Origin of the sequence: Cupriavidus nantongensis, from assembly GCF_041726985.1 — a bacterium.
GTDB lineage: Bacteria > Pseudomonadota > Gammaproteobacteria > Burkholderiales > Burkholderiaceae > Cupriavidus > Cupriavidus nantongensis_A.
Genome location: NZ_CP168302.1, coordinates 734,168 through 759,880 on the forward strand (window position 1 = coordinate 734,168; position 25,713 = coordinate 759,880).

Consider the following 25,713-nt stretch of genomic DNA (forward strand, 5'->3'; position numbering starts at 1 on the left):
CCATGGCGATGGGTCTTCTACAGCAACCACTCCCCGATCATCCGAAGGATTTCCGCCCTGACGGCAGCCGGATCCATCGAGGCCCGGTTCAGGCGATGCACGGAGATACCGCGCAGCAGGCTCATCAGGATGAAGGCGGCGGATTTTGCATCGACGTCCGCGCGGATCTGCCCCAGGGCCTTGGCCTCGTTGAGCTTGTACTCGACGTAGGCCATGTTCTTTTCATTGTAGTCGTGGACAAAGCCATGCAGCGGCGAGTCGGCCACGGAAGAATCCAGCACGATGAAGAACATCGCCCGGATACTGTTGACCGCGCTTTCCGGGCGCTGGGTGTAGGCGTCCACCAGCGAATAGATGCCATGAATGCCGCTGGTATCGCTGCCATCCTTCTTGCGCTGGGCATTGAACTCACGCGACAACTGTTCCAGGCACTCCGCCAGCAGCTTTTCCTTGGAGCCGAAGTGGGTGTGCGCCAGGCCGCGGCTATAGCCGGCCTTGGTGCCGACTTCATTCATGGTCAGCCCCGCCAGGCCCTTCTCGGAAATCAGCTCGATAGCGGCCTGCACCATGCGGCCGACGGACTCTTCACGCCGTTGCTCCTGGGTGCGACTGGATTGCTGCTTCATAGGTGGTGAATGTAATGCCGCCTGCGAATGGTTGGTGGTGTCGTCCTGCTTCGCGTCGAGCAAAGATCCTGGTGGTTCAACGCAAAGTCGTGTCGTACCGGATTGTACCGAAGGGCAATGTCCGCTTTCCAGGCAGCGCTGGGTCGCCGCGGCGCAGGACACGCCGGCCTCTGCTTTCGCAAATTGCCGGCGCAGCGGTGCATGCCCGGCGGCTCAGGCTGGCTGGATATTGGCCTTTTCCGCCACACGCTTGAAGCGCAGGTATTCCGCGCGCTGGAATTCGCCCAGGTCACTAAGCGCCTTGTTCAGGAAAGTCCCGGCGCGCTTGGCCTGGTACGCCTTTGCCTCCTCGGTCTTCTGCGCCGCGGAGATGGCTGCGGCAAGCTCGTTGAGCTTGTCCTGCGGGGTGCCGGCCTTCATCGAGAAAGACGACCACACGTAGGACTCGAAGTCGGTGTAGCCCAGCTCCTTCATGGTCGGGACATTGGGCAACAGCTTGTCGCGCACCCCGCCGGTGATGGCCAGCACGCGCAGCTTCTTGCCCTTTTCCATGGGCGCGATGCCGGTGATATCGTTCAGGCCGATGTCCAGCCGGTTGCCGATCACGTCCGTCACCATCGGCGCGCCGCCCTTGTAGGGCACCGGCGTGGTCTTGATGCCCGTTGCCTGCGCCAGCCACTCGCCCACCAGCCGGTAGCCTTCGGAATAGTTGCCCACCGAGATCGGCTTGCCGGTGGCCTTGTAGCGGGCCACCACATCGGCAATGGTGTGGTACGGCGAATCGTTGCCGGCCACGAAAGCCGCGGCAGAGATGGCCAGGCCGTGCAGCGGCACCAGGTCCTTGAACGGGTCGTAACCGAGGTTCTTCACCATCACCGGGTTGACCGCGATCAGCGAGTTGCTGCCGAGCAGGATGGTGTTGCCGTCAGCCGGTTCCGCCAGCACGGTGCGCACGGCGATGAGGCCGCTGGCGCCCGGCTTGTTCTCGACCACGATGGCGCGGCCCAGGGCCTTGCCGATCTGCTCGGCGTAAAAGCGCGCGCCCTCGTCCGAGCCGCTGCCCGCCGTGAACGGCACGATCACGCGAATCGCCTTGCCCTGCGCCCGCGCGATGCCGGGAAATGCCAGCGTTGCCGCGCCCGCCAGCAGCGTGGCGCCGAATTGTCTGCGTTGCATGTCTTTGTCTCCGTTTATCGATTGTGGTGGCCTGCACTGCAGGCGATCAGTCTTCAAAGACCGGGGGTCGTCGCTCGGCCATGGCCTTCACCCCCTCGGCAAGGTCCGGCCCGGCAAACTGGACCGCCTGCTCCGCGCTCTCGCGCGAGATCGCATTGCGGATATGGCTGAGCGAGTCGGCCTTCAAGGTCTGGCGAGTCGACTGCAGTGCCCGCGGCGACGAAGTGGCCAGTTCCCGTGCCAGCGCCAGCGCGGCGCCGCGCACTTCGGCCCTGGGCACGATGAAGTCCACCAGCCCCAACTCACGGGCGCGTGTCCCATCGACGCGGCTGCCGGTGTACAGCATCCACGCCGCCATCTGCTTGCCGATCAGCGCGGGCAGCGTGTACGAGAGCGCAAACCCGGGATGAAAGCCGAGACGGTTGAAGTTGGCGGAGAAGCGCGCCTCGGTGCACGACACGCGAAAATCCGCCGCCAGCGCCAGGCCCAGGCCACCACCGACTGCCGGCCCCTCGATCGCCGCCACGATCGGCTTGCCGAAGCTGAAAATGCGCAAGGCCTCGAGATAGATGGGATTGATGCGCGAGGCGCTGCGCGGTGCCGCCGCGCCATCGCGCCGCGAGAAGTCCGCACCCGCGCAGAACGCGCTGCCGCCCGCCTGCAGCAGCACCGCGCGGCAGGTCTTGTCGCCCTGCAGCCGGTCCAGCTCGTCGGCGATCCGGGCAATCATGTCCACATCGAAGAAATTGTGCGGCGGCCGGTTCAGCTCCAGGATGGCGACATGGCCGTCGCGCCGGCTCAGGATGACTTGGTCCGTGGTGTCAGGCATGGGTTGCGTTCCTTTCTGCTTGCATCGATTCGGCGTGCCCGGCACCCGGGCTTGCCGCGCGATCTGCGGACGGCAGGGTGCGCGCCGTCAGGTTCGGCCAGAACTGATCGGAGCCCGCCTGGATAAAGGCCTGGCCCAGGCGCTCGGCCCATTCGGTGCTGGTGCCGGCCTCGGCGCGCCAGGCCCACAGGCGCCGGGTGGCGAAGTTCAGCGGGTATTCGTAGGTAAAGCCAATCGCGCCATGGACCTGGTGCGCGATAGAGGCGCCGGTGCGCACCGCGTCGCTGGCCGTCACCTTGGCGACCGCGGCGCTGAATTCCGCCTGCGGCGCGCTGTGCTGGTGGATCGCTGGCAAGTCGCGCAGCGCCGTCGTGGCCGCCGCATAACTGCAGGCCACTTCGCCGGCCAGCACCGCCAGTTGCTGCTGGATTGCCTGGTTCTTGCCGATGGGCTTGCCGAACTGCACGCGGTCCTTCGCATACTGCACCGCCAGGTCCAGTGCGTAGTCCAGCGCGCCGGTCAGCTGCGCCGCGGTGGTGGCGGCGTAGCACACTTCCAGCGGCCGGCTCAGGCCCGCAATGCCGGCAGCCAACGCATGAGAAACCACGGCCAGATCCAGCACCACCGTGTCGGCCGGCAGCGAAGCGGCATCGGCCTTGGGCTCGATCCGCACGCCGGGCCCCCTGGCATCCACCAGCGCAAGACAGCCAGCCGTCTCGACCACCAGCCAGTGAGCGTGGCGCGCCCACTTCACGGCGGTCATGGTGCCGGACAGGGTGGCCGGCTTGCCGGCTTCATGGCTGCTCAATACCAATGACCGGGTCTGCGCCCCCGCCGCAAGCGCGAACACGCTGTCGGCAGCCAGGTCCAGCCCGCAGCGCGATGCCAGGTACTGGCCCACCACGGCCTGCGCCAGCGGTACCGGCGCCTGCGTGTAGCCCACCTGGTAGAACAGCGGCAAGGCCTCGGGCCAGGACGCCTCGATGCCGCCGTGCGCCTCGCGGCACAGGATCTTGGTCATGCCGCTTTCGGCGATGGTTTGCCACAGCGCGCCGGCGAATGCGCCGGCCTCGACCGCCGTCAGCAGTTCGCGGCTCACCTCGTTGGCCAGCAGTCGCCTGACGGTTTCTTCAATCATGTTGTCGCTCATCGCAGCCCCAGTCCTTTCGCAATAATTCCGCGCAAAATCTCTCTCGTGCCTCCGCGCAGCGAGAACGACGGCGCCGCCAGCGTTACCAGGTTCAGCACCTGGTCAAACTCGCTGCCGTCGCCCAGCCGGTCAGGGAACACCTCATAGGCAATGTCGGGCAGCGACTGCTCCAGCAGCGCGCCCTGGTCCTTGACGATGGAGGCGGCCAGCGACGGATCCTGGCCCTCGGCCAGCATCAGCGCGATGCCCTGCGACATCTGCCGCAAGGTGGCATAGCGCGCGATCACCTTGCCAAGCGCCACGGCCTGCTGACGGTTGCCGGCATCGGCGGCGTCGAGCATCTCCAGCAGCAGCTGCGTGCTGCTCAGGAAGCGCTCCGCGCCGGAGCGCTCGTACTTCAGCTCGTTGATGACCTGGCTCCAGCCCTTGCCCTCTTCGCCGACGAGGTGGTCGTCGGGAACAAAGACATCGTCGAGGATCACCTCGTTGAAGATGCGCGTGCCCAGTTGCGACACGATCGGGCGCACGGTTACACCCGGCCGGTCCATCTCGATGAAGATCTGGCTCATGCCGGCGTGGCGGTCATCGCCGCGCTCGCTGGTGCGCACCAGCGCCACCATGTAGTGCGCATGGTGGGCGCCCGAGGTCCAGACCTTGCGGCCGTTGATCTTCCAGCCGCCATCCACCTTGGTGCCCCGCGTGCGGATCGAAGCGAGGTCGGAACCCGAGTCCGGCTCGCTCATGCCGATGCAGATAAAGGCCTCGCCGCGGCGGATCTGCGGAATGATCTTCGGCGCAAGCTTGTCGCGGCTGTAGCGGATCAGCAGGGGCCCCATCTGCCGGTCCGCGGCCCAGTGGGCACCCATCGGCGCGCCCACGGCCAGCAGTTCTTCGAGCATCACATAGCGCTCCAGCATGCTCTTGCCGCCGCCGCCGACCTCGGTCGGCCAGGTCATGCCGAGCCAGCCCTTCTCGCCCATTTTTTTCGAGAATTCGGGATCCCGCCCGGCCCAGTTGTGCGCCCGCTCGACGCGGGAATACCGGGTCATGTGCTCCCTGGCAAAGGTCCTGGCTTCCTCGCGCAGCGCCTCGCATTCCGGCGGCAAGTCGCCTACCGCGATGTGCAACGTATCCATGTTTATCCTTACTTGCTTGCGAACAAGCAACACTCTATAGTCAATGCATCGAATCCGCTCTAGGTAATTACGAGGAGAAGCCAGTCCCCATGAAAGCAAGCGACACCACCGACCCGACGCAACCTTCCGCCACGGTTCCCCGCGGCCCTCTTGCCGGTATCCGCGTGCTGGACCTGACCGCCGTGGTGCTGGGTCCGGTCGCGACCCAGGTGCTGGCTGACTTCGGTGCCGAAGTGATCAAGGTCGAGCCGCCCGAGGGCGACCTGATGCGTGCCAATGGGGTAAGCCGCACACCCGGCATGAGCTCGACCTTCATGAATATCAACCGCAACAAGAGTTCGGTCTGCATCGACCTGAAGACGGAGCAAGGCAAGGCGCAGCTGCGCCAGCTGATTGGCCGCTGCGACGTGCTGGTGCACAACATCCGCGTCAAGGCGATCCAGCGGCTGGGCTTTGATTACGATGCGGTGGCGCAGATCAACCCGGGCATCGTCTACTGCGCCGCCACCGGCTTTGGCGAGGGCGGCGCCTTTGCCGGCCAGCCCGCGTTCGACGACATCATCCAGGGGGCCTGTGGCCTGGCCCATCTGGTGGGCCACGAGAGCGGCGTACCCGACTATCCGCCCACGCTATTGGCCGACAAGATCGCCGGACTGGCCACGGCCAACGCCATTCTCGGCGCACTGGTGCACAAGGCCCGCACCGGCGAAGGCCAGTACGTGGAAGTGCCGATGTTCGAGACCATGGTCGCCTTTACCATGACGGAACACCTGGGCGGCCATGGTTTCCACCCGCCCATCGGCGATGCCGGCTATGCGCGCCTGCTCAAGGGCGGGCGCAAGCCTTCGCCGACACGGGACGGCTATATCGCCGTGCTGCCCTACACGGAGCAGCACTGGAAGGCCTTCTTCCACCGCTTCGGGCGCGGCGAGTTCATCGACCAGTTCAATATCAGCAGCCGCATCGAGCGCAACAAGAACATCCAGGCCATCTACGCGGAGTTGCGCAAGATCACCGCGCAATACACCACCAGGGAAATGATGGAAGTTTGCCGGGAAATGGACATCCCGGTCGCGGAGATGTACTCGATCCACACCATTCAGAACCATCCCCAGGTGCAAAGCACAGGCTTGTTCCAGACCATGGCGCACCCCACCGAAGGCGAAGTGGTGACGACCCGGCCGACAGCGCTATTTTCGAAAACGCCTGCGTCGATCTATAAGCCAGCGCCTAACCTGGGCGAGGATACCGAGCGTATCCTGAACCTCGCGCCGTGACGCGATAGGGGTATCCGACAACGCTGGCACACAGGGCAGTGCCAGCCTGTCCTGCTGCGCCGGGCAGCGTTACCCGGCGCTGCCGTCAGCCTTGCGCCGCCAGCCAGTCGCCCACGGCAGGGGCGGCCAGCGCCCCCAGCACACGCAACGCTGCCACCTCCGCCGGCAACCATGCGGAGCGATCCGCCAGATAGTTGAAGGTGCCGATCACGCGCGACTGGCAGCACAGCGGCACATTGACCACCGCCGTGCAGCCGAGCGCGCGGATGAGCTGCACGTCATCGAACACCTCCGCCAGCGCGGCATCGCCCTCGCCGACAAAAACCTCGCCGCGCTCGAGCAAGTGGCGCCGCCACGGACTGTCGCCCTTTTGCTTGCGTCCGCCCATTGGATAAGCGGACGGGTGGGACGACCACAGCCGTTCGATCTGGGCCGGCCCGGCATGCCAGGCGTTGATGGTCAGCAGGCCGGGGCCCAGCGCCTGCAGGGTGGCGGCGCCGATCGCGTCGAACGCGGCACCGGGATCGCGGGCCTGTTGCAGCTGGTCGCACAGCACATTGGCCGCTGCCACCAGCGAGGCGGTACGCAGCAGGCTCATGTCATTCCCCCTTGATGCCGAGTTCGCGGATCAGCTTGCCGTAGCGGTCGGCATCGCGCTGCAGGATGGTGCCGAACTGCTGCGGCGTGGAGGTCGCGGTCTCGACGCCGATGGCGTTCATCTTGGACTTGACCTCGGGCAGCGACATCACCGCGTTGATCTCGCGGTTCAGGCGCGCGGCCAGCTCCGCCGGCATGCCCTTAGGACCGAAAGCACCGTACCAGACCGCCAGTTCATAGCCGGGCACGGTTTCGGCCACGGTCGGCACATTGGGCAGCAATGGCGAGCGCTTGCTCTCGGTGACGGCCAGCAGGCGCAGCTTGCCGCCCTTCACGTGCGGCAGCGTCTGCGTGCCGGCGGAGAACAGCAACTGGGTCTGGCCGGCCACGGTATCGACCACGGCGGGCGCGCCGCCCTTGTACGGCACGTGCAGCATCTGCACGCCGGCCATCTTCTCGAACAGCACCGCGCTCAGGTGGTTGGTCGAGCCGGGGCCGGCGCTGGCATACGCCAGCTTGCCCGAGTTGGCCTTGGCATAGGCGATCAGTTCCTTGACGTTGTTCGCCGGCACCGACGGGTGCACCACCATCGTGTTGGTCACGTAGGCCAGCAGACCCAGCGGCGTGAAGTCCTCCACCCCGCGGAACGGCATGTTCGGCATCAGCGCCGGATTCATTGCGTGCGTGCTCATCGAACCGACCAGCAGCGTGTAGCCGTCGGGCCGGGCGCGCGCCACCATGGCCGAACCGATATTGCCGGAGGCCCCGGGCTTGTTGTCGACGATCACCGGCTGGCCGAGCGAGCGGGTCAGGTGTTCGGACAGCACGCGCGCCAGGATATCGGTCGAGCCGCCGGCGGCCCACGGCACGATCAGCGTAATCGGCTTCTGCGGCCAGCTGTCGGCCGCGCGTGCGGCGCCGGTCATGCACATCGCCAGCGCGGCCATGCCGCCCAGCAGGGTCTTGGTCATCCATCGCATGGTGCTACTCCTCCGTCTTCGTGTCTGTCTGTCGATTGGGTGGGACTTGGTGGATCGTCAGCGCCCGGCGGCATAGCCCTGCATGCCGCGCGGATTGGCGCCGGCGCGCAGCACCAGCCGGCCGCGGGCATCGAACTCGCGCGAGCACGCCGACATGCGGCCCTCGGACCATGGCTCGCCCACGCGCACGTCGTGGCCGCGCTCGCGCAGTGCGGCCAGCGTGCTTTCCGGGAAGCGCGATTCGCTGCTGATGCGGTTGAGCACGGTCTGGCGCGGCCAGAACGATGCCGGGAAGTGGTCGACGTGCCAGGCCGGCGCGTCGATCGCCTCCTGCAGGTTCATGCCATGCACGGCATGGCGCAGGAAGAACGCCAGCGACCACTGGTCCTGCTGGTCGCCGCCGGGCGTGCCGAACACCATGTAGGGTTCGCCGTCGCGCAGCGCCAGCGATGGCGACAGCGTGGTGCAGGGCCGCTTGCCGGGCGCAAGCGTGTTGGGCAGCCCGGGCTCCAGCCATGTCATCTGCAGGCGGGTATTGAGGGCGAAGCCAAGCGCCGGGATGGTCGGGCTGGACGACAGCCATCCGCCCGACGGCGTCGCCGCAACCATGTTGCCGTGGCGGTCGATCACGTCGATATGGCAGGTATCGCCGACAAAGATCTCCTGTTCGGCCCACTCGGCCACCGGCGGCAGTTCGGCAAAGGTGGGCTCGCCCACGCCGAAGCGCACGTCGGCGCGCTGCAGCGTGCGCGTGGCCGCGGCCAGGTCGGGCAGGCGCGGCGCGATGCCGTTGACCGTGCCGGGCTCGAGCGACAGCGCCGCATGCGCGCCGATGCGCTGCGCGCGCGCAGCCAGGTAGCCATCGTCCAGCAAACCCGCCAGCGGGCTCGCGGCGAAACGCGGATCGCCGTACCACGCCAGCCGGTCGGCCATGGCCAGCTTGGCGGCCTCGGCAATGCGGTGCACGAACTCGGGTGAATCCACCGCATGCTGTTCCAGGCCGGCATGGCGCAGCATGCCGAGCTGCTGCAGGAACACCGGCCCCTGGCTCCAGATGCCGCACTTGGCTACGGTGTAGCGGCCAAAGTCCAGGGTCGCGGGCGCCTCGATCTCGGGGGTCCAGCTGGCCATGTCTTCACGGCGCAGCAGGCCGGCGTGCTTGTCGCCGGTGGTGTCGCGCACCGGCGTACTGCGGCAGTACGCATCGATTTCCTGCGCGACGAAGCCGCGGTACCAGCAGTCCAGCGCCGCATCGATCTGGCCGGTGCGGGTATCGCTGCGGCGCTGCGCCTCCTCGACGATGCGGGTATAGGTGGCCGCCAGCACCGGCAGCGTATGCAGGCTGCCGGGGCGCGGTACCTTGCCGTCGGGCAGCCAGGTCTGGGCCGAGCTGTGCCATTCGTCGCGGAACAGCGCCTGCACCGCCAGGATCGCGCGCGCGATGCGCGGCACCAGCGGAAAGCCGTCGCGCGCATAGCCGATGGCGGGCGCCAGCACCTCGGCGAGCGTCCAGCTGCCATGTTCGCGCAGCATGGTCAGCCATGCGCCGAAGGCACCGGGCACGGCGGCCGGTATCAGGCCGATGCCGGGCACCAGGTCCAGGCCCATCGCGCGCAACGTGGCGGGATCGGCCAGCGCCGGCGCCGGGCCCTGCCCGCACACCGAGCGCATGGCGCGCTCGCGCTCGCTCCAGTACAGGATCGGCACTTCGCCGCCGGGGCCGTTCAGGTGCGGCTCGACCACCTGCAGCACAAAGCCCGCGGCGACCGCGGCATCGAAGGCGTTGCCGCCGCGCTCCAGCACGCCCATGGCGGTCTGCGTGGCCAGCCAGTGCGTCGACGCCGCAACGCCAAAGGTGCCAACAATCTCGGGACGGGTGGTGAACATGGGGAATGCTCCTGTGATGCCGGCCAGTATAGGTTTGCGGAATAACCAGCTGTGCCTGTTTGGTTATTGTGGTATTACCATCTGGTAATTCCGTCATCGCGCCCGCCCCCGGCGCGCCCCCCGTGTCCATCGCCCCCGACAAGCTGGTCCACAACCTGGTATCGCGGCTGCGCCTGCGCCACCTGCCGCTGCTGCTCGAGCTGGCGCGGCAGCGTTCGGTGTCGCGCGTCGCGGCCGAGCTCAACCTGTCGCAGCCCGCCGTCACCAAGACCCTGCGCGAGATCGAAGACATCTTCATGGTGCCGCTGTTCACCCGCACCCGGCGCGGACTGGAACCCACGCCCACCGGCCTGGCGGTGCTGGCGCACGCGCGGCTGACACTGGCCGATGCCGATGCGCTGGGGCGCGAACTGGCGGCGATCGAAGCGGGCCTGTCGGGCCGGCTGCGCCTGGGCGTGATTCCCTACATCAGCCGCGGCGTGCTCGATACGGCCTGCACTTTCGGCCTGGCGCAGACCCCGCGGGTGTCGGTGCTGGTGCGCGAAGGCACCACCGACGAGCTGGTCAGCGCGCTGCGCGACCATGAGCTGGACTGCGTTATCGCGCGCACCTTCTTTGCGCCGGGCGCGGACATCGTGCAGCAGCCGCTGTATCGCGAAGAACCGGCACTGGTCGTGCCCACCGCAGCCGCGTCGCGGCTGGCGCGCGGCGCGCTCGACTGGCACCGGCTGGCCGAACGCGACTGGATCCTGCCGCCGCCCAACACGCCGATCCGGCGCACCATCAACACCATCTTCGCGGTCGCGGGCGTGGCGCAGCCGACGCCGATGGTCGAGACCTATTCGATCAAGACCATGGCCACGCTGATGCGCAGGCATCCGGCAGCAACGACCATTGTGCCCAGGGCGGTCGCTAACGAACTGGTCGAGGCCAGGGGCGCGGTGGCGCTGCCGCATGCGCTGAGCTGGGACCTGCCGCCGGTGGGCGTGATGTGGCGGCGCCAGCCAGTGGAAGACGACGTGGTGGCAGCGCTGGTGGCCTGCCTGCGCGCGCTGTCGGCAGACCTCACCTAGTCTGCGGCAGGCGCCCGGGCAAGGCCCGCGCTCGCTCGCGGCCAGGCATCAATTCCGCGTCAACACCCGCACCGGCCCGCGCCTCTCCAGCACGTCGACCACCACGCGCTCGCCGGAACGCCGCACCGCGACGTCGGCGCTGCCGCCGCCGACGCCGAGGTTGCGGAACACCACCTCGTCCAGGAACGGCGGCAGCGACGGGTTCTCGAACGTGATCGCCGGCTCCTGGGTGTCGAAATCCAGCCCCAGGCAGGCCTGCAGCATCAGCAGCGGCGCGGCCGCGGCCCAGGCCTGCGGCGCGCACGCCACCGGATAGAAGGTTGGCCCCTGGCTGCGCTGGCGCGCGAAGCCGCAGAACAGTTCCGGCAGGCGGCGCAGGTCGATATAGCTGGATGCCGCGAACAGGCCCTCGAAAATGCGGCTGGCTTCGGGGTGGTAGCCGTAGCGCGCCATGCCTGCCGCGATTAGGGCATTGTCGTGCGGCCAGACTGAGCCGTTGTGGTAGCTCATCGGGTTGAAACGCGCGGCGTCCGCGGCGACGGTACGGATACCCCAGCCACAGAACGACGTACTCTGCATCAGCGTGCCCACGACCGACGGCACGCGCTCCGGCAGCGCGATGCCGGTAAACAGCGTATGGCCCGCGTTGGACGCGCGGATGCGGCACGGCTGCTTCTTGCCATCCAGCGCCAGCACGTAAGTGCCCAGCGCAGGGTCATAGAAGTGCTTGTCAAAGGCGTCGCGCAGCACTTCCGCCCGGGCGGCATAGCGGGCGGCGCCTTCGCTGTCGTCCAGCGCCGCGCGAATCTGCGCCGCGGCCTGCCAGGCGCCATAGGTGTAGGCCTGGACCTCGGCCAGCGCGATCGGGCCGGCGGCGAGCCGCCCGTCCTCGTGGAACACCGAATCGCGGCTGTCCTTCCAGCCCTGGTTGATCAGGCCTTCCGGCGACTGGCGGCCGTATTCGACGAACCCGTCGCCGTCGCGGTCGCCGTATTCGCTGATCCAGTCCAGCGCGGCCTGCAGCCTGGGCCACAGCGCGCGCACGGTGTCGACATCGCCGGTGCGCCGCAGGTAGGCGCCGGCCAGCAGCACGAACAGCGGCGTGGCATCGACGCTGCCGTAGTAGAGCGCGAACGGCACCTCGCCCAGGCGCGCCATTTCTCCATGGCGCATCTCGTGCAGGATCTTGCCGGGCTCGGCATCGGCGCCGGGGTCGACGGCCTCCGCCTGCATCGCGGCGAGGTACTGCAGCACGCCGCGCGCGATCTCGGGATCCAGCCATAGCGTCTGCAACGCGGTGATCAGCGCATCCCGGCCGAATACCGTGCTGAACCACGGGATGCCGGCATACGGGTAAGGTCCGTGCACGGTGTTGGTCAGCAGCATGTACAGGTCGGAGATGCTGCGCCGCGCGACTTCGTTGAACAGCTCGTTCGAGGTGGTGATCGACGCCGCGCGCCCGGACGAGCGCCGCAGCTCGCGCCTCGACTGCAGCAGCGCGCCGAGAAAGGACTGGGCCTCGCGCTCCTCATGGTCCACCGACTTGCAGCGGATCTCCATGCGCAGCAACTGCATGCACGACGGCTTGAGCAGCAGCGTGAAGCTGGCGCGGCTGCCGCTCAGCGCCTGCGGCACCGGGTCGAACGAGAGCCGGGTTTCGCGCCGCGCCTGATCCAGGCCGGTATAGCTCAGCGTGACCGCGGCGCCGTCGACTTGCGGCGGGTGCATGGTGCCGCGCCTCAGCCGCTGCGTGCCGCGCACTTCGAACAGGTCGGCAAAGTCCGCATCGAAAGCGATGTCGATGCACACGCGCCGCGGCCGGTCATCGAAATTGCGCACGCTCAGCCGTTCATAGCACGCGCCGTTCCACAGGAAGCGCGAGCGGCGCAGGTGGATCAGGTCGTGCTCCAGCCACAGCGCGCCTTCCTGGTCGAACAGGTCCGGATTGGTCAGGTCGCAGGTCAGCGCGGCATTGTCGTCGCGCAGCGTTGACGACAGCAGCATCGGGCGCTGCCCTTCCACCGTCAGCCGCAGGAAGGACAGGTGGCGCGTGTCGAAATGGAACAGCCCCTCCGGGCTGCCCGGCGCACCGATCGCATCGCCGTTATGGTCGAACAGCGCGAAGGTGTCGCCATGCTTGAGCGTGCGCGGGCGCCGCTCCTGCAGCGACGCCGCCGCCGGGATATAGAACTGCGCGACGTCGCCGGCGCCGGCGACCGCCACCGAGCGGTTGGGATGTTCCGTGGATTCTGCAGGCATGAGGGGGTCTCTCCAGCAGTGGTCGTGTGCGGTTATGCGAGCGCCAGTCCGTCGGCCTCGCCATGTGCCTGGCCGGCGTCGCCGGGGTTCGGCAAGCCCTGGTAAATGCGCACGTAGTCGCGCGCCATCCGCTCCGCGGTAAAGCGCGCTTCGAACGCGGCACGCACGCCGGCGCGCGGCAGCGTGGCCACGCTGGCGACGGCAGCCACCGCTTCATCGACGCTGTGCACGATATAGCCGCTGATGCCCGGCTCGATCACCTCCGGCACCGAACCGCAATCGAACGCAATCACCGGCGTGCCGCACGCCATGGCCTCGATCATCACCAGGCCGAACGGCTCGGGCCACGCGATCGGGAACAGCAGCGCGCGCGCATTGCCCAGGAACGCCGACTTCGCCGACTCGTCGATTTCACCGATGTATTCGACTTCGGCATGCGCCGCCACCAGCGGGCGGATCACTTCCTGCCAGTAAGTGCGGTCGACCCGGTCGACCTTGGCCGCCATCTTCAGCGGCAAACCCGCGCGCGCCGCTACCTCGATGGCATGGTCGGGGCGCTTTTCCGGCGAGATGCGGCCAAGGAATGCCAGGTAGTCGCCCGCCGGATTGGCGCAGTAGTCCAGCAGCGTCGCCGGGATGCCGTGGTGTACCGTGCCCACCCAGTTCACCGGCGGCATCGGCGCGCGCTGCGCGTCGGAGACCGACACCAGCGGGAATTGCGGGAAATGCGCATAGAAGGGCTGCAGCTCCGGCAGGTCCAGTCGGCCGTGCAAGGTGGTCAGCGCGCGCACCGGCAGGCGCCGCAGCAGCGGGCATTGCAGCATGTCGATATGGAAATGCAGGACATCGAAGCGCGCGGCGGCAGCCATTACGCGGTCCAGCATCATCACGTAGTAAGGCAGATGGTCGCCGACGTCCGCATCGAGGCGCAGTGCCATGTCGCAGCACGGCACCAGCTCGGCGCCGGTGACCGAGTCGCCGCTGGCGAACAGCGTGACCTCGTGGCCCTGGCGAACCAGTTCTTCCGTCAGGTACGAAACGATGCGCTCGGTGCCGCCATACAGGCTGGGCGGGCAGCGCTCGGCGAGTGGTGCAATCTGCGCAATCTTCATCGGCTCTCCCCCCTGGTTATCAGCAAACTGCAGGGTGGATTGCCGCGACAGTGCCTGGGGCTGATGAAGGCACCATAGAAAGCGGCGGGGGCTTTTTCAAGCTGGTCCGGACCATGCAGGCGCGGCATGGAAACCATGTAGCGCAGCGATGATGGCGGCCCTGCCCGTCAGGGCTTACCCGGAGGCACGGCCGCTGCTATTTCGCGGTGCGGAATAGCGAGCCGCTTTCCTTGACGGTGCCCGCGCGCCTATGCAAAAGTCGGCGAAAACGAACGATCGTGCGGGAACGCTTTCCCGACACGGCGTCACCGGGCGGCAATGCCGTCCGGCTTGCCGGGCGGCCATCGCGCCGCATCGCACAGGAGACACCGCCATGCAGTATCCGCAGCACCGCATTGCGCATCGCCATCGCCTGGTCCCGCACGTGGACTCGGCGCCCCCGCGCAACGACGCACGCACCGTCGCACGCATTCCGGCACGACAGCCCGCGCTGCCGCCGGCCTGACCTACTGCGCCCGAGTTTCACCTGCGCGGCCGCGCCTGGCGCCGCCGCGACGGAACACGCACGGCCATCGCCGGCGCGTGCCTGCTTTCCCGAACCGCAAGAGGTACCCCCGTGGCATTGTTCCTTCAACAGATCCTGAACGGCCTGACGCTGGGCGGCGTGTACAGCCTGGTCGCGCTTGGCCTGACGCTGGTCTACGGCATCCTGCACGTGCCGAATTTTGCGCACGGCGCCTTCTACATGGCCGGCGCCTATGTGTCGTACTACCTGATGACCGCGCTGGGCGTGAATTACTGGCTGGCGATGCTGGGCGCGGCGCTGGTGGTGGCGGTGCTGTCGATGCTGGCCGACCGGCTGGTGTTCCACCCCCTGCGCAATTCGCCCGAGCTGCACGACATGATCGCCGCCATTGGCATCCTGCTGTTCCTGGAAGCCGGCGCGCAGGCGCTGTGGGGCGCGGACTTCCACCGCATGCCCACGCCGTACGGGCAGATCGTCGACGTGTTCGGCCTGACCGCGCCGCTGCAGCGCCTGCTGATCATCGGCGCCGCCTTTGCGCTGATGGTGCTGCTGCACCTGTTCCTGACCCGCACCATGACCGGCGCCACCATCATGGCGATGGCGCAGAACCGCGAAGGCGCGGCGCTGGTCGGCATCGACGCCACGCGCGTGACCCTGCTGGTGTTCGCCATCTCCGGCGCGCTGGCCGCGATCGCCGCCACGCTGTACGCGCCGATCAACCTGGTCTACCCGAGCATGGGCAACCTGGTGATCACCAAGGCCTTCGTCATCATCATCCTCGGCGGCATGGGCAGCATCCCCGGCGCCATCGTCGGCGGGCTGATCATCGGCATGGCCGAGAGCTTCGGCGGCTTCTACGTTTCCACCGACTACAAGGACATCATCGCCTTCGTGCTACTGGTGGTGATCCTGTCGATCCGGCCGCAGGGCCTGTTTGCCGGCAAGGCAGCCTGAGGAGTACGACATGAAAGCACTGCAAGGAAAGACCGGCTGGATGCTGTTGCTGGCGCTGGCCATCGCGTTCCCGCTGGTCACGCCCAACAGCTACTACCTGACCGTGATGACGCTGGCCTTCATCTATGCCATCGCCACGCTCGGGCTGAACCTGATCACCGGCTATACCGGCCAGTTGAATCTGGCGCACGGCGGCTTCATGGCCATCGGCGCCTATACGCTGGGGATCCTGACCGTGGACCACCAGGTGCCGTTCTGGCTGGCCTTCGTGCTGGCCGGTGTGATCTGCATGGTGCTGGGCTATGTGGTCGGCGTGGTGTCGCTGCGCCTGAAGGGCCATTACTTCTCGATCTTCACCATGTGCGTGGGCTACATCATCTACCTGCTGATCGAAAAGTGGGAAAGCCTGACGCACGGCACCGTGGGTCTTATCGGCATCCCGGTGCCGGCGGCGATCGGGCCGCTCAGCTTCGACAGCGTGCAGGCGCAGTATTACCTGGTGCTGGCCTTCCTGGCGGTCGGCGTATTCCTGATGCACCGCATCGTCACCTCGCTGCTGGGGCGCAGCTTCATGGCCGTGCGCAACAGCGACGCGCTGGCGGAGGCGCTGGGCATCAACCTGATGCGCACCAAGGTGCTGTCGTTCGTGCTGTCGGTGGGCTATGCCGGCTTTGCGGGCGCGCTGTACGCCGGACAGGTGCGCTTCCTGGGCCCGGACATCGCCCGCACCGACCTGACCTTCGACATGGTGATGTCGATGCTGGTGGGCGGCATCGGCACGCTGTTCGGGCCGCTGCTGGGCGCGGTGCTGGTGCCGTGGATCACGCAGTCGCTGCAGTTCATGCAGGACTACCGCATGCTGGTGTTCGGCCCGGTGCTGGTGCTGCTGATCATCTTCGTGCCCGACGGCATCGTCGGTTCTTACCTGAAAAAGCAGGCGCGCAAGGCCGCCGCCGAGCGGCGCGGCAAGCTGGCCCAGCCCGCTGCCGCGAGCAACGCCGCGACCAACGCCGCCTCTGTACCGACCACCCGCGCCGGAGCCGACCATGCTTGAGATTCGCAACCTGACCAAGAAATTCGGCGGCCTGACCGCGGTGCACGATGTCTCGGTGACCTTCGAGCAGGGCCATATCAACGCCATCATCGGCCCCAACGGCGCCGGCAAGACCACCTTCTTCAACCTGGTCGCGGGCACCCATGCGCCCTCCTCCGGCCAGATCCTGTTCAAGGGCCAGGACGTGGCCGGCCTGCGCGCCGACCAGATCGCGCGCCTGGGCGTGGCCCGCACCTTCCAGGCCACGGCCCTGTTCGACCGCGCCACCGTGCTCGACAACCTGATCGTCGGCCACCGGCTGCGCACCCGTTCCGGCCTGGGCGACGTGCTGTTCAACACCCGCCGCCTGCGCGAGGAAGAGCGGCTGTGCCGCGACAAGGCCGAAGCCGCGCTGGACTTCGTCGGCCTGTCGCACCTGGCGCACGAGGTCGCCGCCGACATCACGCAGGAGGCGCGCAAGCGCGTGGCGTTCGCGCTGGCGCTGGCCACTGACCCCGAACTGCTGCTGCTCGACGAACCCGCCGGCGGCGTCAACCCGGAAGAAACCGTCGGCCTGGCCGAGCTGATCCGCAAGATGGTGCGCCATGGCAAGACGGTCTGCCTGATCGAACACAAGATGGACATGATCATGCGGCTGGCCGACAAGATCATGGTGCTGAACTACGGTGAAAAGATTGCCGAAGGCACGCCCGCGCAGATCCAGCAGGATCCGCATGTCATCGAGGCCTACCTGGGAGCCGACCATGTTGCAGCTTGAACGCGTCTCGCTGTCGTACGGCAGCTTCCGCGCCCTCGACAACATCACCCTGCACGCCGGCGCCGGCGAGCTGGTGGTGCTGCTCGGCGCCAACGGCGCCGGCAAGAGCTCGATCTTCCTGGCGATGAGCGCGATCCACCGCATCAGTGGCGGCAGCATGCGCTTCGACGGACGCGAACTGTCCGGCATGAAGCCCTCGCAGATCGTGCAAGCGGGACTGGTGCATTGCCCCGAGGGCCGCAAGCTGTTCCCGGCCATGAGCGTGGAGAAGAACCTGGTGCTGGGCGCGTATGTGCACCGGCGCGACGGCGCTGGCATCCGCAAGACGCTGGACGAGGTCTATGAACTATTCCCGATCCTGCGGCAGAAAAAAGACGATGCGGCCGGCTCGCTGTCCGGCGGGCAGCAGCAGATGGTAGCGCTGGGACGTGCGCTGATGAGCCGCCCGCGCGCGCTGCTGCTGGACGAACCGTCGCTGGGGCTGGCGCCGCTGGTGGTCAAGCAGATGTTCGAAATCATCCAGCGCATCAATCGCGCGGGCACCACGGTGCTGCTGGCGGAGCAAAACGCCTATGCGGCGCTGGGGATCGCGCATCGCGCGTATGTGATCGAGAGCGGCAGGATCGTGATGGAGGGGGATCGCGATGCGCTGTTGAAGGATGAGGGGATTCGCAAGGCGTATATCGGAGGATAAGAGCAACGGACTTATCCATCCCGATTGGGTACTCCCTCTCCCGCAAGCGGGAGAGGGGAGAAAACAAGCGGTCGACACGGGCCGCGGAACAAACAAAGCGCAGTACTTTCAGGAGACAACACCATGCAAAACAACCTCATGCGCCGCATCTTCCCGCTGGCCGCCACCGCCGTGGCCGCGATGCTGGCCTCGGGCGCCGCGCTGGCGCAGGAAGTGGTCAAGATCGGCTACACCGGCCCGCTTTCCGGCGGCGCCGCGCTGTATGGCAAGAACGTGCTGTCGGGCGTGCAGATGGCGGTGGACGAAATCAACGCCTCGGGCCTGGAGGTCAAGGGCAAGAAGGTCAAGCTGGAGGTGGTGGCGCTGGACGACAAGTACTCGCCCGCCGAGGCCGCCATCAACGGGCGCCGCCTGGTGCAGCAGCACAAGACCCCGGCGGTGTTCGTGCCGCATTCGGGCGGCATCTTCGCGCTGCAGGCCTTCAACGAGCAGGAGAAATTCCTGGTGATGGCCTACTCCAGCGTGCCGCGCATCACCGATGCCGGCAACAAGCTGACCATCCGCATCCCGCCGGCCTATACGGGCTATATCGAGCCGTTCATCAAGGCGCAGATGAAGCGCTATGGCAAGAACGTGGCCTTGGCCCCGGCCGACCACGACTACGCCAAGGCCTGGGTGCAGGCCTTCCTGCCGGCGTGGGAAGCCGCCGGCGGCAAGGTGGTGGCGAACAACCCGATGTCGTACACCAAGGCCACCGACTTCTACAGCGGCGTGTCGCGCGCCATCAGCGAGAAGCCGGACGTCATGTTCGTCGGCGGCCCGTCGGAGCCGACCGCGCTGGTGGTCAAGCAGGCGCGCGAGCTGGGCTTCAAGGGCGGCTTTATCGTGATGGACCAGGCCAAGATGGACGAGATGGCCCGCGTCACCAACGGCCTGGGCATGCTGGAGGGCTCGATCGGGGTGCTGCCGCTGGTCAATGACAGCCGCCCCGCCGCGCAGGCCTTCAACGCCCGGTACAAGAAGCTGCACGACGGGCGCGATGCCACCACCGAGATGTCGCTGAACTACACCATGGTGTATGCGCTGGCCGGGGCGATGAAGCTGGCCGGCACCGCCAGCGACGCCGCGGCGATCCGCGCGAAGATGCCGGATGCGGTCAAGGGCCTGGCCAAGGAGGTCAATCCCAACGAAGTCGACGGCATCGACGCCAAGGGCGGCTCGATGGCCGACACCGTAGTCGGCTGGGTGCAGAACGGCAAGATCTCGCAAGTCCGCTTGTCGGAACTGGCGAAGTAAAGCGGGACACGCGGCCGGTACCGCGCCAGCGCAAACCCCGGCATGCCGCGAGGCATGCCGGGGTTTTTCATTGCGGCGGTCGGGCGTGACTAGCGGCGATCGCCGTCGCGGCCCTGGCGCGCCTCCATCTGGCCACGCTCCTGCTGCGCGCGTTGCTGCTGCTGTTGCTGCTGTTGCTGCTGGCGCTGCTGATCCATTTGCTGGCGCTGGCGCTCCTGCATCTGCCGCTGCTGCTCGTGCATCTGCCGTTGCTGCTGTTCGGCCTGGCGCTGCATGGCCTGCTGGCGCTGCTGCTCATGCATCGCCCGCTGCTGCTCCTGCATCGCGCGTTGTTGCCCTTGCATATGGCGCTGCTGCTGTTCGGCCTGCCGCTGCATGGCTTGCTGGCGCTGCTGCTCCTGCATGGCCCGTTGCTGCTCCTGCATATGGCGCTGCTGCTCGGCCTGGCGCTGCATGGCCTGCTGCCGTTGCTGCTCCTGCACCGCGCGCTGCTGGTCCTGCATCTGGCGCTGCTGCTCGGCTTGCCGCTGCATGGCCTGCTGCCGCTGCTGCTCCTGCGCCGCGCGCTGCTGATCCTGCATCTGCCGCTGTTGGTCCGCTTGCCGCTGCATGGCCTGCTGGCGCTGCTGCTCTTGCACCGCGCGCTGCTGATCCTGCATCTGGCGCTGCTGGTCCGCCTGCCGCTGCATGGCTTGCTGGCGCTGCTGCTCCTGCATCGCGCGCTGCTGCTCCTGCATCTGCCGCGGCTGCTGTTCGGCCTGGCGCTGCTGCGCTTCCTGGCTCTGGCGCTGCTGTTCGAAGCGCTGGCGCTGCATCTCCTGCGATTGCCGCGCCGGATCCGGGCGTTCCTGCCCATCGGCCCACTGGCGCGGCGGCGTGCGCTGCTGGCGTTGCTCTTCCAGCTGCCGTTGCTGCTCGCGCAGCGCGCGCTGCTGCTCGATCTGCTGGCGCTGCTGTTCGCGCTGCATGCCCTGTTGCTGCCGCTGGGCATCCCCCGGCACCCCCGGCTGCCCGGCAAAGCCGCGCGCCTCGTCGGGCCGGGTGCTCTGGCCGCGGCCCGGGCCGCGCCACGGCTCGCCCCGGGCCTGCGCATCGTTGCGATCCGCGCGGCCGTCGCCGTCGGCATCGATACGCCCGGGGCGCGGCTGGACCGGAGCGTGGTCGCGCGATGCGATAGCGGCCTGGCTCATGCGCACGTCCGGCACCGGCCGTGCGTCGCGGCCGGGCCGGCGTTCGTTGCCGCCGCGCCAGGCCGGGCCGGCCCCGGGCACGACCCCGCCCTCGCGCGCAAAGCGCCGGGCCAGGTCTTCCGTGGCCGGCCGGCCCGGCGCGCGCGCGGCGATGGCCTGGCGTTCGAAGCCATGGCGCGCCTGCGGCGGCAGCGGTCGCAGCGGCGCCGCGCCTACCAGGCTGCCCTTGACCGGCGCCACCGGCGGCGCGCCGTGGGCCTCGCCCGCCGGCAGGTTGCGCCATTCGGGGCGGTGCAGGCCGCGCGCCGGCCGTCCCTCGACAAAGTTGCGCGCCGGCATGCCGGTAATGGCACCGGGCACGTTGCGGTTGGCGTAGGGCGGCGGGCGGCGGTCGCCCATCACGAAGTTATTGACCGTAACCCGGTTGATGCGGGCGACGTAGGTCGGGCTGGCGCGATAGACCGGCCGGTAGGCGTCGCGCGGCCCCAGCGGATACCAGGCCACGCCCGGGCCGCTGCCCACGCGCACGCTCCAGTTCGGTCCGGCGGCGCCGACGAAGGCGACCAGCGCCGGCGCATAGCACGGGCGCACACGCGGCCCGGGGACCCAGCCCCAGCGCGAGCCCACATAAGCCCAGCGGCCGTAATGCGACGGCGCGAAGCCCCACGGCGCGTCGTCGATCCAGGTCCAGCCCCACGGCGCGATCCAGGCCCAGTGGCCGGCGCTGTACGGCACCCATCCCGCGCTGACCACGCGCGGGAACCAGATCGCGCCGTAGCCCGGGTCTTCCTGCCAGTCGCCATAGCCGTCCAGCGCGGCGTAGCCCGGCATCTCGCGCGGCACATAGCGCGCCGACTGCGAAGCGTCCTCGCGCGCGTCGCGCGCCGCGGTCCAGCGGTCGAACGCGTCTTCGGGCACCGCGCCGCCGCCCGCATCGGCCAGGTCGGTGCCGGCAAAGCGCATGCGGTCGCCGCGCTGCAGCTCGATGGTGCGGCTGTCGCCGTAGACCACCGCGCTGCCATGGCGCAGGGTCACGGTGGTGGTGCTGCCGTCGGGCGCCACGTCCAGCCGGTAGTCGCCGGGCTCGCGCGGCACGAAGGCCAGGTTGGGGGTATCGATCTCGACGGTCTGGCCCGGCGGCAACGCGCGCACGCGCACCTGCAGCGTGCCCTGGGTCAGCTTGACCTGGGTGGTGCTGTCGTCGAGGTTCAGGATGCTGGCGGCGGTGGCGCCGCCCATGCGCAGCGCCACCGTGCCGGCGTGCAGTTCGGCGCGTCCGCCCGGCTCCAGCCAGAGCCGGTCACCGGTGGTGACCGGCCGGTTCAGCCCGGCCGCGGCCCAGGCGTCCGAGCCAGCGGGCGCGAAGCTCAGGTTGCCGTCGACCGCGGTCAGCGTGGCGATGCGCGAGGAAGGATCGGCCTGCTGCTGCGCGGCGTCGGCCACCGGGGCATCGAGGTAGGGTTGGCCCGGCGCGGCGGGCACCTGCGCCAGTGCAGCAGCCGCCACGGCAAGGCCGGCTGCGGCCGCCAGCGCGGTCAGCGCCAGCCGGCCGCCAAGACGGCCTGGATAGCGGCCAGCGGATTGAAAGGGATCAGGCATGGAAGGGCAGGAGCGGGACCCGACACGGGTCGGCGGGCAGGCCGGCCCACGCCGGCGGCCACCCTATTGTCACCATACATGGCCCCGGATGCGGCGGCGCGTTTGGCGCGGCACAGTTTGTAAGCTCGTATTTCTCCAGGCGCCTGGGCCGCGCGGCCTCGCGGCAGGCTGCGGGCGGGCCGGCGGGCGGCACCGCCCTGACCAGGGCCCGTTGGCGGTCAAAGGTAGAAACAACTTCGGTGCGCCGGACAGAGGGTGTCCGGGCCGGATGCCGCTCAGCGGCCGGATTGCTGGCGCAGCAGCTCGGTCAGGCGCTCGGACGGCATCGGGCGCCCGTACAGGTAGCCCTGCGCCTCATGGCAACCGTTGGCGAGCAGGAAATCGCGCTGCTCGGGGGTTTCCACGCCTTCGGCCACCACGCCGATGTGCAGACTGGCACCCACGTTGATCACCGAGCGCACGATGGCGGCGTCGACCGGGTCTTCGGTCACGTTGCGGATAAAGGACTGGTCGATCTTGAGCCGGTCCACCGGGAACGACTTCAGGAAGCTGAGGGAGGCATAGCCGGTGCCGAAGTCATCGCAGGTCAGCGTGATGCCGTCGCGGCGCAGCGCCTGCAGCTGGTCCGAGACCTCGTCGCCCTGCTGCAGGGCGATGGTCTCGGTGATCTCGATCTCGAGGCAGTCGGGCGCCAGCTCCAGCGCCCGCAGTACGTGGCGCACCTCGGTCAGCAGCCGGCTTTCGGCCAGCTGGGCCGCGAACAGGTTGATCGCCACGCGCGGCGGCCGCGGAAAGGCCAGCGCCCAGGCACGCGCCTGGGCGCTGGCCGTTTGCAGCAGCCACATGCCGACATCGCTGGCGATGCTGCTGCCGGCCAGCGCGTCAATGAAGGCGGCCGGCGACAGCAGCCCCCGGGTGGGATGGCGCCAGCGCATCAGTGCCTCGGCGCCATGGACACGCCCGTCGCGCAGGTCGACCTGGGGCTGGTACAGCAGCTCGAACTGGCGCTGGGCATAGGCTTCGTGCAGGGCCTGCACCAGCGACAGCCGCGTGGTCACGTCCGAGCGCATCTGCGGCTTGAAGAAGCGGATGGTGCGGCCGCCGTCGTGCTTGGCCCGCGCCAGCGCCAGGCTGGCCGCCGCCAGCATGTCCGACGCCTGTTCGCCGGCCGCGGGCGCGACGCACGCGCCGATGCTGGCCAGCACGTGGTGGCGGCGCCCGGCATGTTCGTGGGGGGAGGACAGCATCGACAGGATCGCGGCGCTGACGTGGCGCACCAGCGTGGGATCGGCAATGGAGGGCAGCAGCACGCCGAATTCATCGCTGCCGATGCGGCCGATGACGGCGTCGCGGGGCGAGGCATCGCGCAGGCGGCGGGCCACGCGCTGCAGGATGATGTCGCCTTCGGCATGGCCATGCATGTCGTTGAAGGCGCGGAAGTCGTCAATGCCGATCAGCAGCAATGCGCAGCGCGGCACAGCCTCGCTATGCAGGCGTGCCTCCAGCCGCTTCAGAAAGCCCTGGCGATTGTCAACGCCGGTCAGCGGATCGAGATCCGAGCCTGGCGAGGCGCCAGCCGACTTCGCCCCCGACTTGGCCACCATCCCTGCCCCATCTGTAATTGTCGACATTGTTACCCGCTAGCAATTTAGCAAGTGTGACGAAAACTTGGAAAAAATCAAGCAGTTCCGATACACGCCTAAACCCCTAGGCGCCGGCGCAACGCCGCCCCTGCCGGGACCCTGCTGCGCGTTGAATCGGGCGGCCGCATACAGTACCCTACCGCGCATCGGGGCCGCCCCCGCCCGCCGCATGGTCCCACTGCGTCCCCGCGGCCCGCCTTTCCGGCACCGGCCTCGCCCTGAACAAGAACATCACCGGGATCTCACCGTGAATGAATGGACCATCCGCACGCGCATCCTGGCTAGCTTTTCGCTGATCCTGCTGGTCATGGCCCTGATGGGCGTAGTCGCCTATACCCGCCTGGTCGCGATCGAGCGCGAAACCGCGCTGATGCTGCGTGACGCGTTGCCCGGACTGAACTACAGCACCGGCATCCGCGGCGTCTGGGGCGAGCGCTACGTGCTGGCCTGGCAGACCATCAACGCCACCAGCGAGAACGAGCGGCGCCGCTTCCAGCAGCAGGGCCAGGAGGCGGCCAGCCGCCTGGACAAGCTCGAGCAGCAGTACGAATCCTCAATCACCCGCGACGAGGACCGGGCCGCCTTCCAGGCCTATCGCGACCTGCGCGCGCGCTACGAACAGGCGGCCCAGGTCCTGTCGCACCAGGGCGACTGGAACAGCGCCGCCGCCGCGGCGGCGCTGCGCGGCGAGGCCCATGAGCGCTGGCTCGACGCGCGCAAGGCGACCCAGCACCTGGTGGACGACAACAGCGCCGTCAACGCGCGCGCCGCGCAGGGCATCGACGATGCCGTCAATGCCGCGAAGATCGGCATCGAGGCGGCGCTGATCGTGGCGGTGGTGGTGGCGCTGGTGTGCGGCTACCTGCTGCTGCGCGCGATCACGGTGCCGATGCAGTCGATCGTCGGCCTGCTGGCCGGCATCCGCGCCGGCGACCTGCGCCTGCGCATGGCGTTGCGCCGCAAGGACGAATTCCAGGAAGTGGAGGAAGGCTTCAACCAGATGACCGGCGAGTTGACCTCGCTGGTGGGCCAGGCCCAGCGCACCGCGATCCAGGTCACCACCTCGGTCAACGAGATCGCAGCGACCGCGCGCCAGCAGCAGGCCACCGCCACCGAGACCGCCGCCACTACCACGCAGATCGGCGCGACCTCGCGCGAGATCTCGGCCACCGCGCGCGACCTGGTGCGCACCATCGACGAAGTGTCGAGCGCCGCCGGGCAGGCCGCGGGGCTGGCGGGCACCGGGCAGGTCGGGCTGTCGCGCATGGAAGGCACCATGCAGCATGTGATGGATGCCGCCGGCTCGGTCAACGCCAAGCTGGCCACGCTCAACGAGAAGGCCGGCAATATCAACCAGGTGGTGACCACCATCGCCAAGGTGGCCGACCAGACCAACCTGCTGTCGCTGAACGCCGCGATCGAGGCCGAAAAGGCCGGCGAATACGGCCGCGGCTTCGCCGTGGTGGCCACCGAGATCCGCCGCCTGGCCGACCAGACCGCGGTCGCCACCTACGACATCGAGCAGATGGTGCGCGAGATCCAGTCGGCGGTATCGGCCGGCGTGATGGGCATGGACAAGTTCTCGGAGGAAGTGCGCCGCGGCATGTCCGAGGTCACGCAGGTGGGCGACCAGCTGTCGCAGATCATCGCCCAGGTGCAGTCGCTCGCGCCGCGCGTGCAGATGGTCAATGAAGGCATGCAGGCCCAGGCCGGCGGCGCCGAACAGATCAACCAGGCGCTGATGCAGTTGTCCGAGGCCGCGCAGCAGACCGTGGAATCGCTGCGCCAGTCGAGCCAGGCGATCGACGAGCTGACGCTGGTCGCGAACGACCTGCGCAGCGGCGTGTCGCGCTTCAAGGTCTAGGCCGCCGGTTCCCGCACCGGGCCGTCGCGCGCCG

At 68.3% G+C, this 25,713-nt stretch carries 21 protein-coding genes; 9 read left to right on the forward strand and 12 right to left on the reverse strand.

Features of this window, described 5'->3' with window-relative positions:
* Positions 1-17 precede the first annotated feature (17 nt).
* From ACEI37_RS03095 to ACEI37_RS03115, 5 genes are all read right to left on the reverse strand, one after another.
* Positions 18-689: a TetR/AcrR family transcriptional regulator gene (locus ACEI37_RS03095; RefSeq protein ID WP_373377281.1), complete on the reverse strand. Its 672-nt coding sequence runs from the start codon at positions 687-689 to the stop codon at positions 18-20.
* A gap of 150 nt (positions 690-839) precedes the next feature.
* The gene (locus tag ACEI37_RS03100; RefSeq protein WP_373377282.1) at positions 840-1,802 is read right to left on the reverse strand and encodes a Bug family tripartite tricarboxylate transporter substrate binding protein; all 963 of its coding nucleotides are present in this window, start codon (positions 1,800-1,802) and stop codon (positions 840-842) included.
* Between the two features lie 46 nt (positions 1,803-1,848).
* Positions 1,849-2,631, reverse strand: coding sequence for an enoyl-CoA hydratase/isomerase family protein (locus ACEI37_RS03105; RefSeq protein ID WP_373377283.1), 783 nt, complete (start codon positions 2,629-2,631; stop codon positions 1,849-1,851).
* Positions 2,624-3,769, reverse strand: coding sequence for an acyl-CoA dehydrogenase family protein (locus ACEI37_RS03110; protein ID WP_373377284.1), 1,146 nt, complete (start codon positions 3,767-3,769; stop codon positions 2,624-2,626). Before ACEI37_RS03110 ends, ACEI37_RS03105 begins: the two co-directional genes overlap by 8 nt.
* An 8-nt stretch (positions 3,770-3,777) precedes the next feature.
* Complete coding sequence (locus ACEI37_RS03115; protein WP_373377285.1) at positions 3,778-4,917, reverse strand: acyl-CoA dehydrogenase family protein; 1,140 nt, start codon at positions 4,915-4,917, stop codon at positions 3,778-3,780.
* An 89-nt stretch (positions 4,918-5,006) separates the two neighbouring features.
* On the opposite strand from ACEI37_RS03115, the gene ACEI37_RS03120 reads away from it, so the two are divergent.
* The gene (locus ACEI37_RS03120; RefSeq protein WP_373377286.1) at positions 5,007-6,194 is read left to right on the forward strand and encodes a CaiB/BaiF CoA transferase family protein; all 1,188 of its coding nucleotides are present in this window, start codon (positions 5,007-5,009) and stop codon (positions 6,192-6,194) included.
* 85 nt (positions 6,195-6,279) lie between these two features.
* Here the strand turns inward: ACEI37_RS03120 and ACEI37_RS03125 are convergent, their stop codons facing one another.
* The 3 genes from ACEI37_RS03125 to ACEI37_RS03135 form a co-directional block, all read right to left on the reverse strand.
* The gene (locus tag ACEI37_RS03125; protein WP_373377287.1) at positions 6,280-6,792 is read right to left on the reverse strand and encodes a GAF domain-containing protein; all 513 of its coding nucleotides are present in this window, start codon (positions 6,790-6,792) and stop codon (positions 6,280-6,282) included.
* A gap of 1 nt (position 6,793) precedes the next feature.
* Positions 6,794-7,762: a Bug family tripartite tricarboxylate transporter substrate binding protein gene (locus ACEI37_RS03130; RefSeq protein ID WP_373377705.1), complete on the reverse strand. Its 969-nt coding sequence runs from the start codon at positions 7,760-7,762 to the stop codon at positions 6,794-6,796.
* Positions 7,763-7,828: 66 nt separating this feature from the next.
* Positions 7,829-9,658 carry a gamma-glutamyltransferase family protein gene (locus tag ACEI37_RS03135; protein WP_373377288.1) on the reverse strand — a complete coding sequence of 610 codons (1,830 nt, stop codon included), beginning with the start codon at positions 9,656-9,658 and terminating at the stop codon, positions 7,829-7,831.
* A 122-nt stretch (positions 9,659-9,780) separates the two neighbouring features.
* On the opposite strand from ACEI37_RS03135, the gene ACEI37_RS03140 reads away from it, so the two are divergent.
* Positions 9,781-10,731, forward strand: coding sequence for a LysR family transcriptional regulator (locus ACEI37_RS03140; RefSeq protein WP_373377289.1), 951 nt, complete (start codon positions 9,781-9,783; stop codon positions 10,729-10,731).
* A gap of 48 nt (positions 10,732-10,779) precedes the next feature.
* Here ACEI37_RS03140 and ACEI37_RS03145 read toward each other — a convergent pair whose 3' ends face one another.
* Both ACEI37_RS03145 and ACEI37_RS03150 read right to left on the reverse strand, forming a co-directional pair.
* Entirely contained in the window at positions 10,780-12,990 is a 2,211-nt protein-coding gene (locus ACEI37_RS03145; RefSeq protein ID WP_373377290.1) for a glycogen debranching N-terminal domain-containing protein, read from the reverse strand.
* Positions 12,991-13,022: 32 nt separating this feature from the next.
* Positions 13,023-14,102, reverse strand: a complete 1,080-nt coding sequence (locus ACEI37_RS03150; RefSeq protein WP_373377291.1) for a glycosyltransferase family 4 protein — start codon at positions 14,100-14,102, stop codon at positions 13,023-13,025.
* Positions 14,103-14,475: 373 nt separating this feature from the next.
* On the opposite strand from ACEI37_RS03150, the gene ACEI37_RS03155 reads away from it, so the two are divergent.
* The 6 genes from ACEI37_RS03155 to ACEI37_RS03180 all read left to right on the forward strand — a co-directional run bounded on the left by ACEI37_RS03155 (position 14,476) and on the right by ACEI37_RS03180 (position 19,383).
* A complete protein-coding gene (locus ACEI37_RS03155) occupies positions 14,476-14,607 on the forward strand; it encodes a hypothetical protein (protein WP_373377292.1) in 132 nt (43 codons plus the stop codon).
* A gap of 111 nt (positions 14,608-14,718) precedes the next feature.
* Positions 14,719-15,582 (forward strand): branched-chain amino acid ABC transporter permease, encoded by an 864-nt coding sequence (locus ACEI37_RS03160; RefSeq protein WP_025585314.1) that lies wholly within the window; start codon positions 14,719-14,721, stop codon positions 15,580-15,582.
* Between the two features lie 10 nt (positions 15,583-15,592).
* Entirely contained in the window at positions 15,593-16,636 is a 1,044-nt protein-coding gene (locus tag ACEI37_RS03165; protein ID WP_373377293.1) for a branched-chain amino acid ABC transporter permease, read from the forward strand.
* Positions 16,629-17,393: an ABC transporter ATP-binding protein gene (locus tag ACEI37_RS03170; protein ID WP_012356559.1), complete on the forward strand. Its 765-nt coding sequence runs from the start codon at positions 16,629-16,631 to the stop codon at positions 17,391-17,393. The genes ACEI37_RS03165 and ACEI37_RS03170 overlap by 8 nt, the downstream gene beginning before the upstream one ends.
* Entirely contained in the window at positions 17,380-18,087 is a 708-nt protein-coding gene (locus ACEI37_RS03175; protein ID WP_062803471.1) for an ABC transporter ATP-binding protein, read from the forward strand. Before ACEI37_RS03170 ends, ACEI37_RS03175 begins: the two co-directional genes overlap by 14 nt.
* A gap of 123 nt (positions 18,088-18,210) precedes the next feature.
* Positions 18,211-19,383 (forward strand): ABC transporter substrate-binding protein, encoded by a 1,173-nt coding sequence (locus ACEI37_RS03180; RefSeq protein ID WP_373377294.1) that lies wholly within the window; start codon positions 18,211-18,213, stop codon positions 19,381-19,383.
* Positions 19,384-19,472: 89 nt separating this feature from the next.
* On the opposite strand, the gene ACEI37_RS03185 is transcribed toward ACEI37_RS03180, so the two are convergent.
* Positions 19,473-22,172: a DUF6600 domain-containing protein gene (locus ACEI37_RS03185; protein WP_373377295.1), complete on the reverse strand. Its 2,700-nt coding sequence runs from the start codon at positions 22,170-22,172 to the stop codon at positions 19,473-19,475.
* 275 nt (positions 22,173-22,447) lie between these two features.
* The gene (locus ACEI37_RS03190; protein WP_373377706.1) at positions 22,448-23,776 is read right to left on the reverse strand and encodes a putative bifunctional diguanylate cyclase/phosphodiesterase; all 1,329 of its coding nucleotides are present in this window, start codon (positions 23,774-23,776) and stop codon (positions 22,448-22,450) included.
* 208 nt (positions 23,777-23,984) lie between these two features.
* On the opposite strand from ACEI37_RS03190, the gene ACEI37_RS03195 reads away from it, so the two are divergent.
* Positions 23,985-25,679 carry a methyl-accepting chemotaxis protein gene (locus tag ACEI37_RS03195; RefSeq protein ID WP_373377296.1) on the forward strand — a complete coding sequence of 565 codons (1,695 nt, stop codon included), beginning with the start codon at positions 23,985-23,987 and terminating at the stop codon, positions 25,677-25,679.
* Positions 25,680-25,713 lie beyond the last annotated feature (34 nt).

What these genes read in the sequence shown, in the direction of transcription:
- ACEI37_RS03100 (WP_373377282.1), bottom strand. Translation starts at nt 1,802, where the DNA reads ATGCAACGCAGACAATTCGGCGCCACGCTGCTGGCGGGCGCGGCAACG.
- ACEI37_RS03105 (WP_373377283.1), bottom strand. Translation starts at nt 2,631, where the DNA reads ATGCCTGACACCACGGACCAAGTCATCCTGAGCCGGCGCGACGGCCAT.
- ACEI37_RS03110 (WP_373377284.1), bottom strand. Translation starts at nt 3,769, where the DNA reads ATGATTGAAGAAACCGTCAGGCGACTGCTGGCCAACGAGGTGAGCCGC.
- ACEI37_RS03115 (WP_373377285.1), bottom strand. Translation starts at nt 4,917, where the DNA reads ATGGATACGTTGCACATCGCGGTAGGCGACTTGCCGCCGGAATGCGAG.
- ACEI37_RS03120 (WP_373377286.1), top strand. Translation starts at nt 5,007, where the DNA reads ATGAAAGCAAGCGACACCACCGACCCGACGCAACCTTCCGCCACGGTT.
- ACEI37_RS03125 (WP_373377287.1), bottom strand. Translation starts at nt 6,792, where the DNA reads ATGAGCCTGCTGCGTACCGCCTCGCTGGTGGCAGCGGCCAATGTGCTG.
- ACEI37_RS03130 (WP_373377705.1), bottom strand. Translation starts at nt 7,762, where the DNA reads ATGACCAAGACCCTGCTGGGCGGCATGGCCGCGCTGGCGATGTGCATG.
- ACEI37_RS03135 (WP_373377288.1), bottom strand. Translation starts at nt 9,658, where the DNA reads ATGTTCACCACCCGTCCCGAGATTGTTGGCACCTTTGGCGTTGCGGCG.
- ACEI37_RS03145 (WP_373377290.1), bottom strand. Translation starts at nt 12,990, where the DNA reads ATGCCTGCAGAATCCACGGAACATCCCAACCGCTCGGTGGCGGTCGCC.
- ACEI37_RS03150 (WP_373377291.1), bottom strand. Translation starts at nt 14,102, where the DNA reads ATGAAGATTGCGCAGATTGCACCACTCGCCGAGCGCTGCCCGCCCAGC.
- ACEI37_RS03155 (WP_373377292.1), top strand. Translation starts at nt 14,476, where the DNA reads ATGCAGTATCCGCAGCACCGCATTGCGCATCGCCATCGCCTGGTCCCG.
- ACEI37_RS03165 (WP_373377293.1), top strand. Translation starts at nt 15,593, where the DNA reads ATGAAAGCACTGCAAGGAAAGACCGGCTGGATGCTGTTGCTGGCGCTG.
- ACEI37_RS03170 (WP_012356559.1), top strand. Translation starts at nt 16,629, where the DNA reads ATGCTTGAGATTCGCAACCTGACCAAGAAATTCGGCGGCCTGACCGCG.
- ACEI37_RS03175 (WP_062803471.1), top strand. Translation starts at nt 17,380, where the DNA reads ATGTTGCAGCTTGAACGCGTCTCGCTGTCGTACGGCAGCTTCCGCGCC.
- ACEI37_RS03180 (WP_373377294.1), top strand. Translation starts at nt 18,211, where the DNA reads ATGCAAAACAACCTCATGCGCCGCATCTTCCCGCTGGCCGCCACCGCC.
- ACEI37_RS03185 (WP_373377295.1), bottom strand. Translation starts at nt 22,172, where the DNA reads ATGCCTGATCCCTTTCAATCCGCTGGCCGCTATCCAGGCCGTCTTGGC.
- ACEI37_RS03190 (WP_373377706.1), bottom strand. Translation starts at nt 23,776, where the DNA reads ATGGTGGCCAAGTCGGGGGCGAAGTCGGCTGGCGCCTCGCCAGGCTCG.
- ACEI37_RS03195 (WP_373377296.1), top strand. Translation starts at nt 23,985, where the DNA reads ATGGTCCCACTGCGTCCCCGCGGCCCGCCTTTCCGGCACCGGCCTCGC.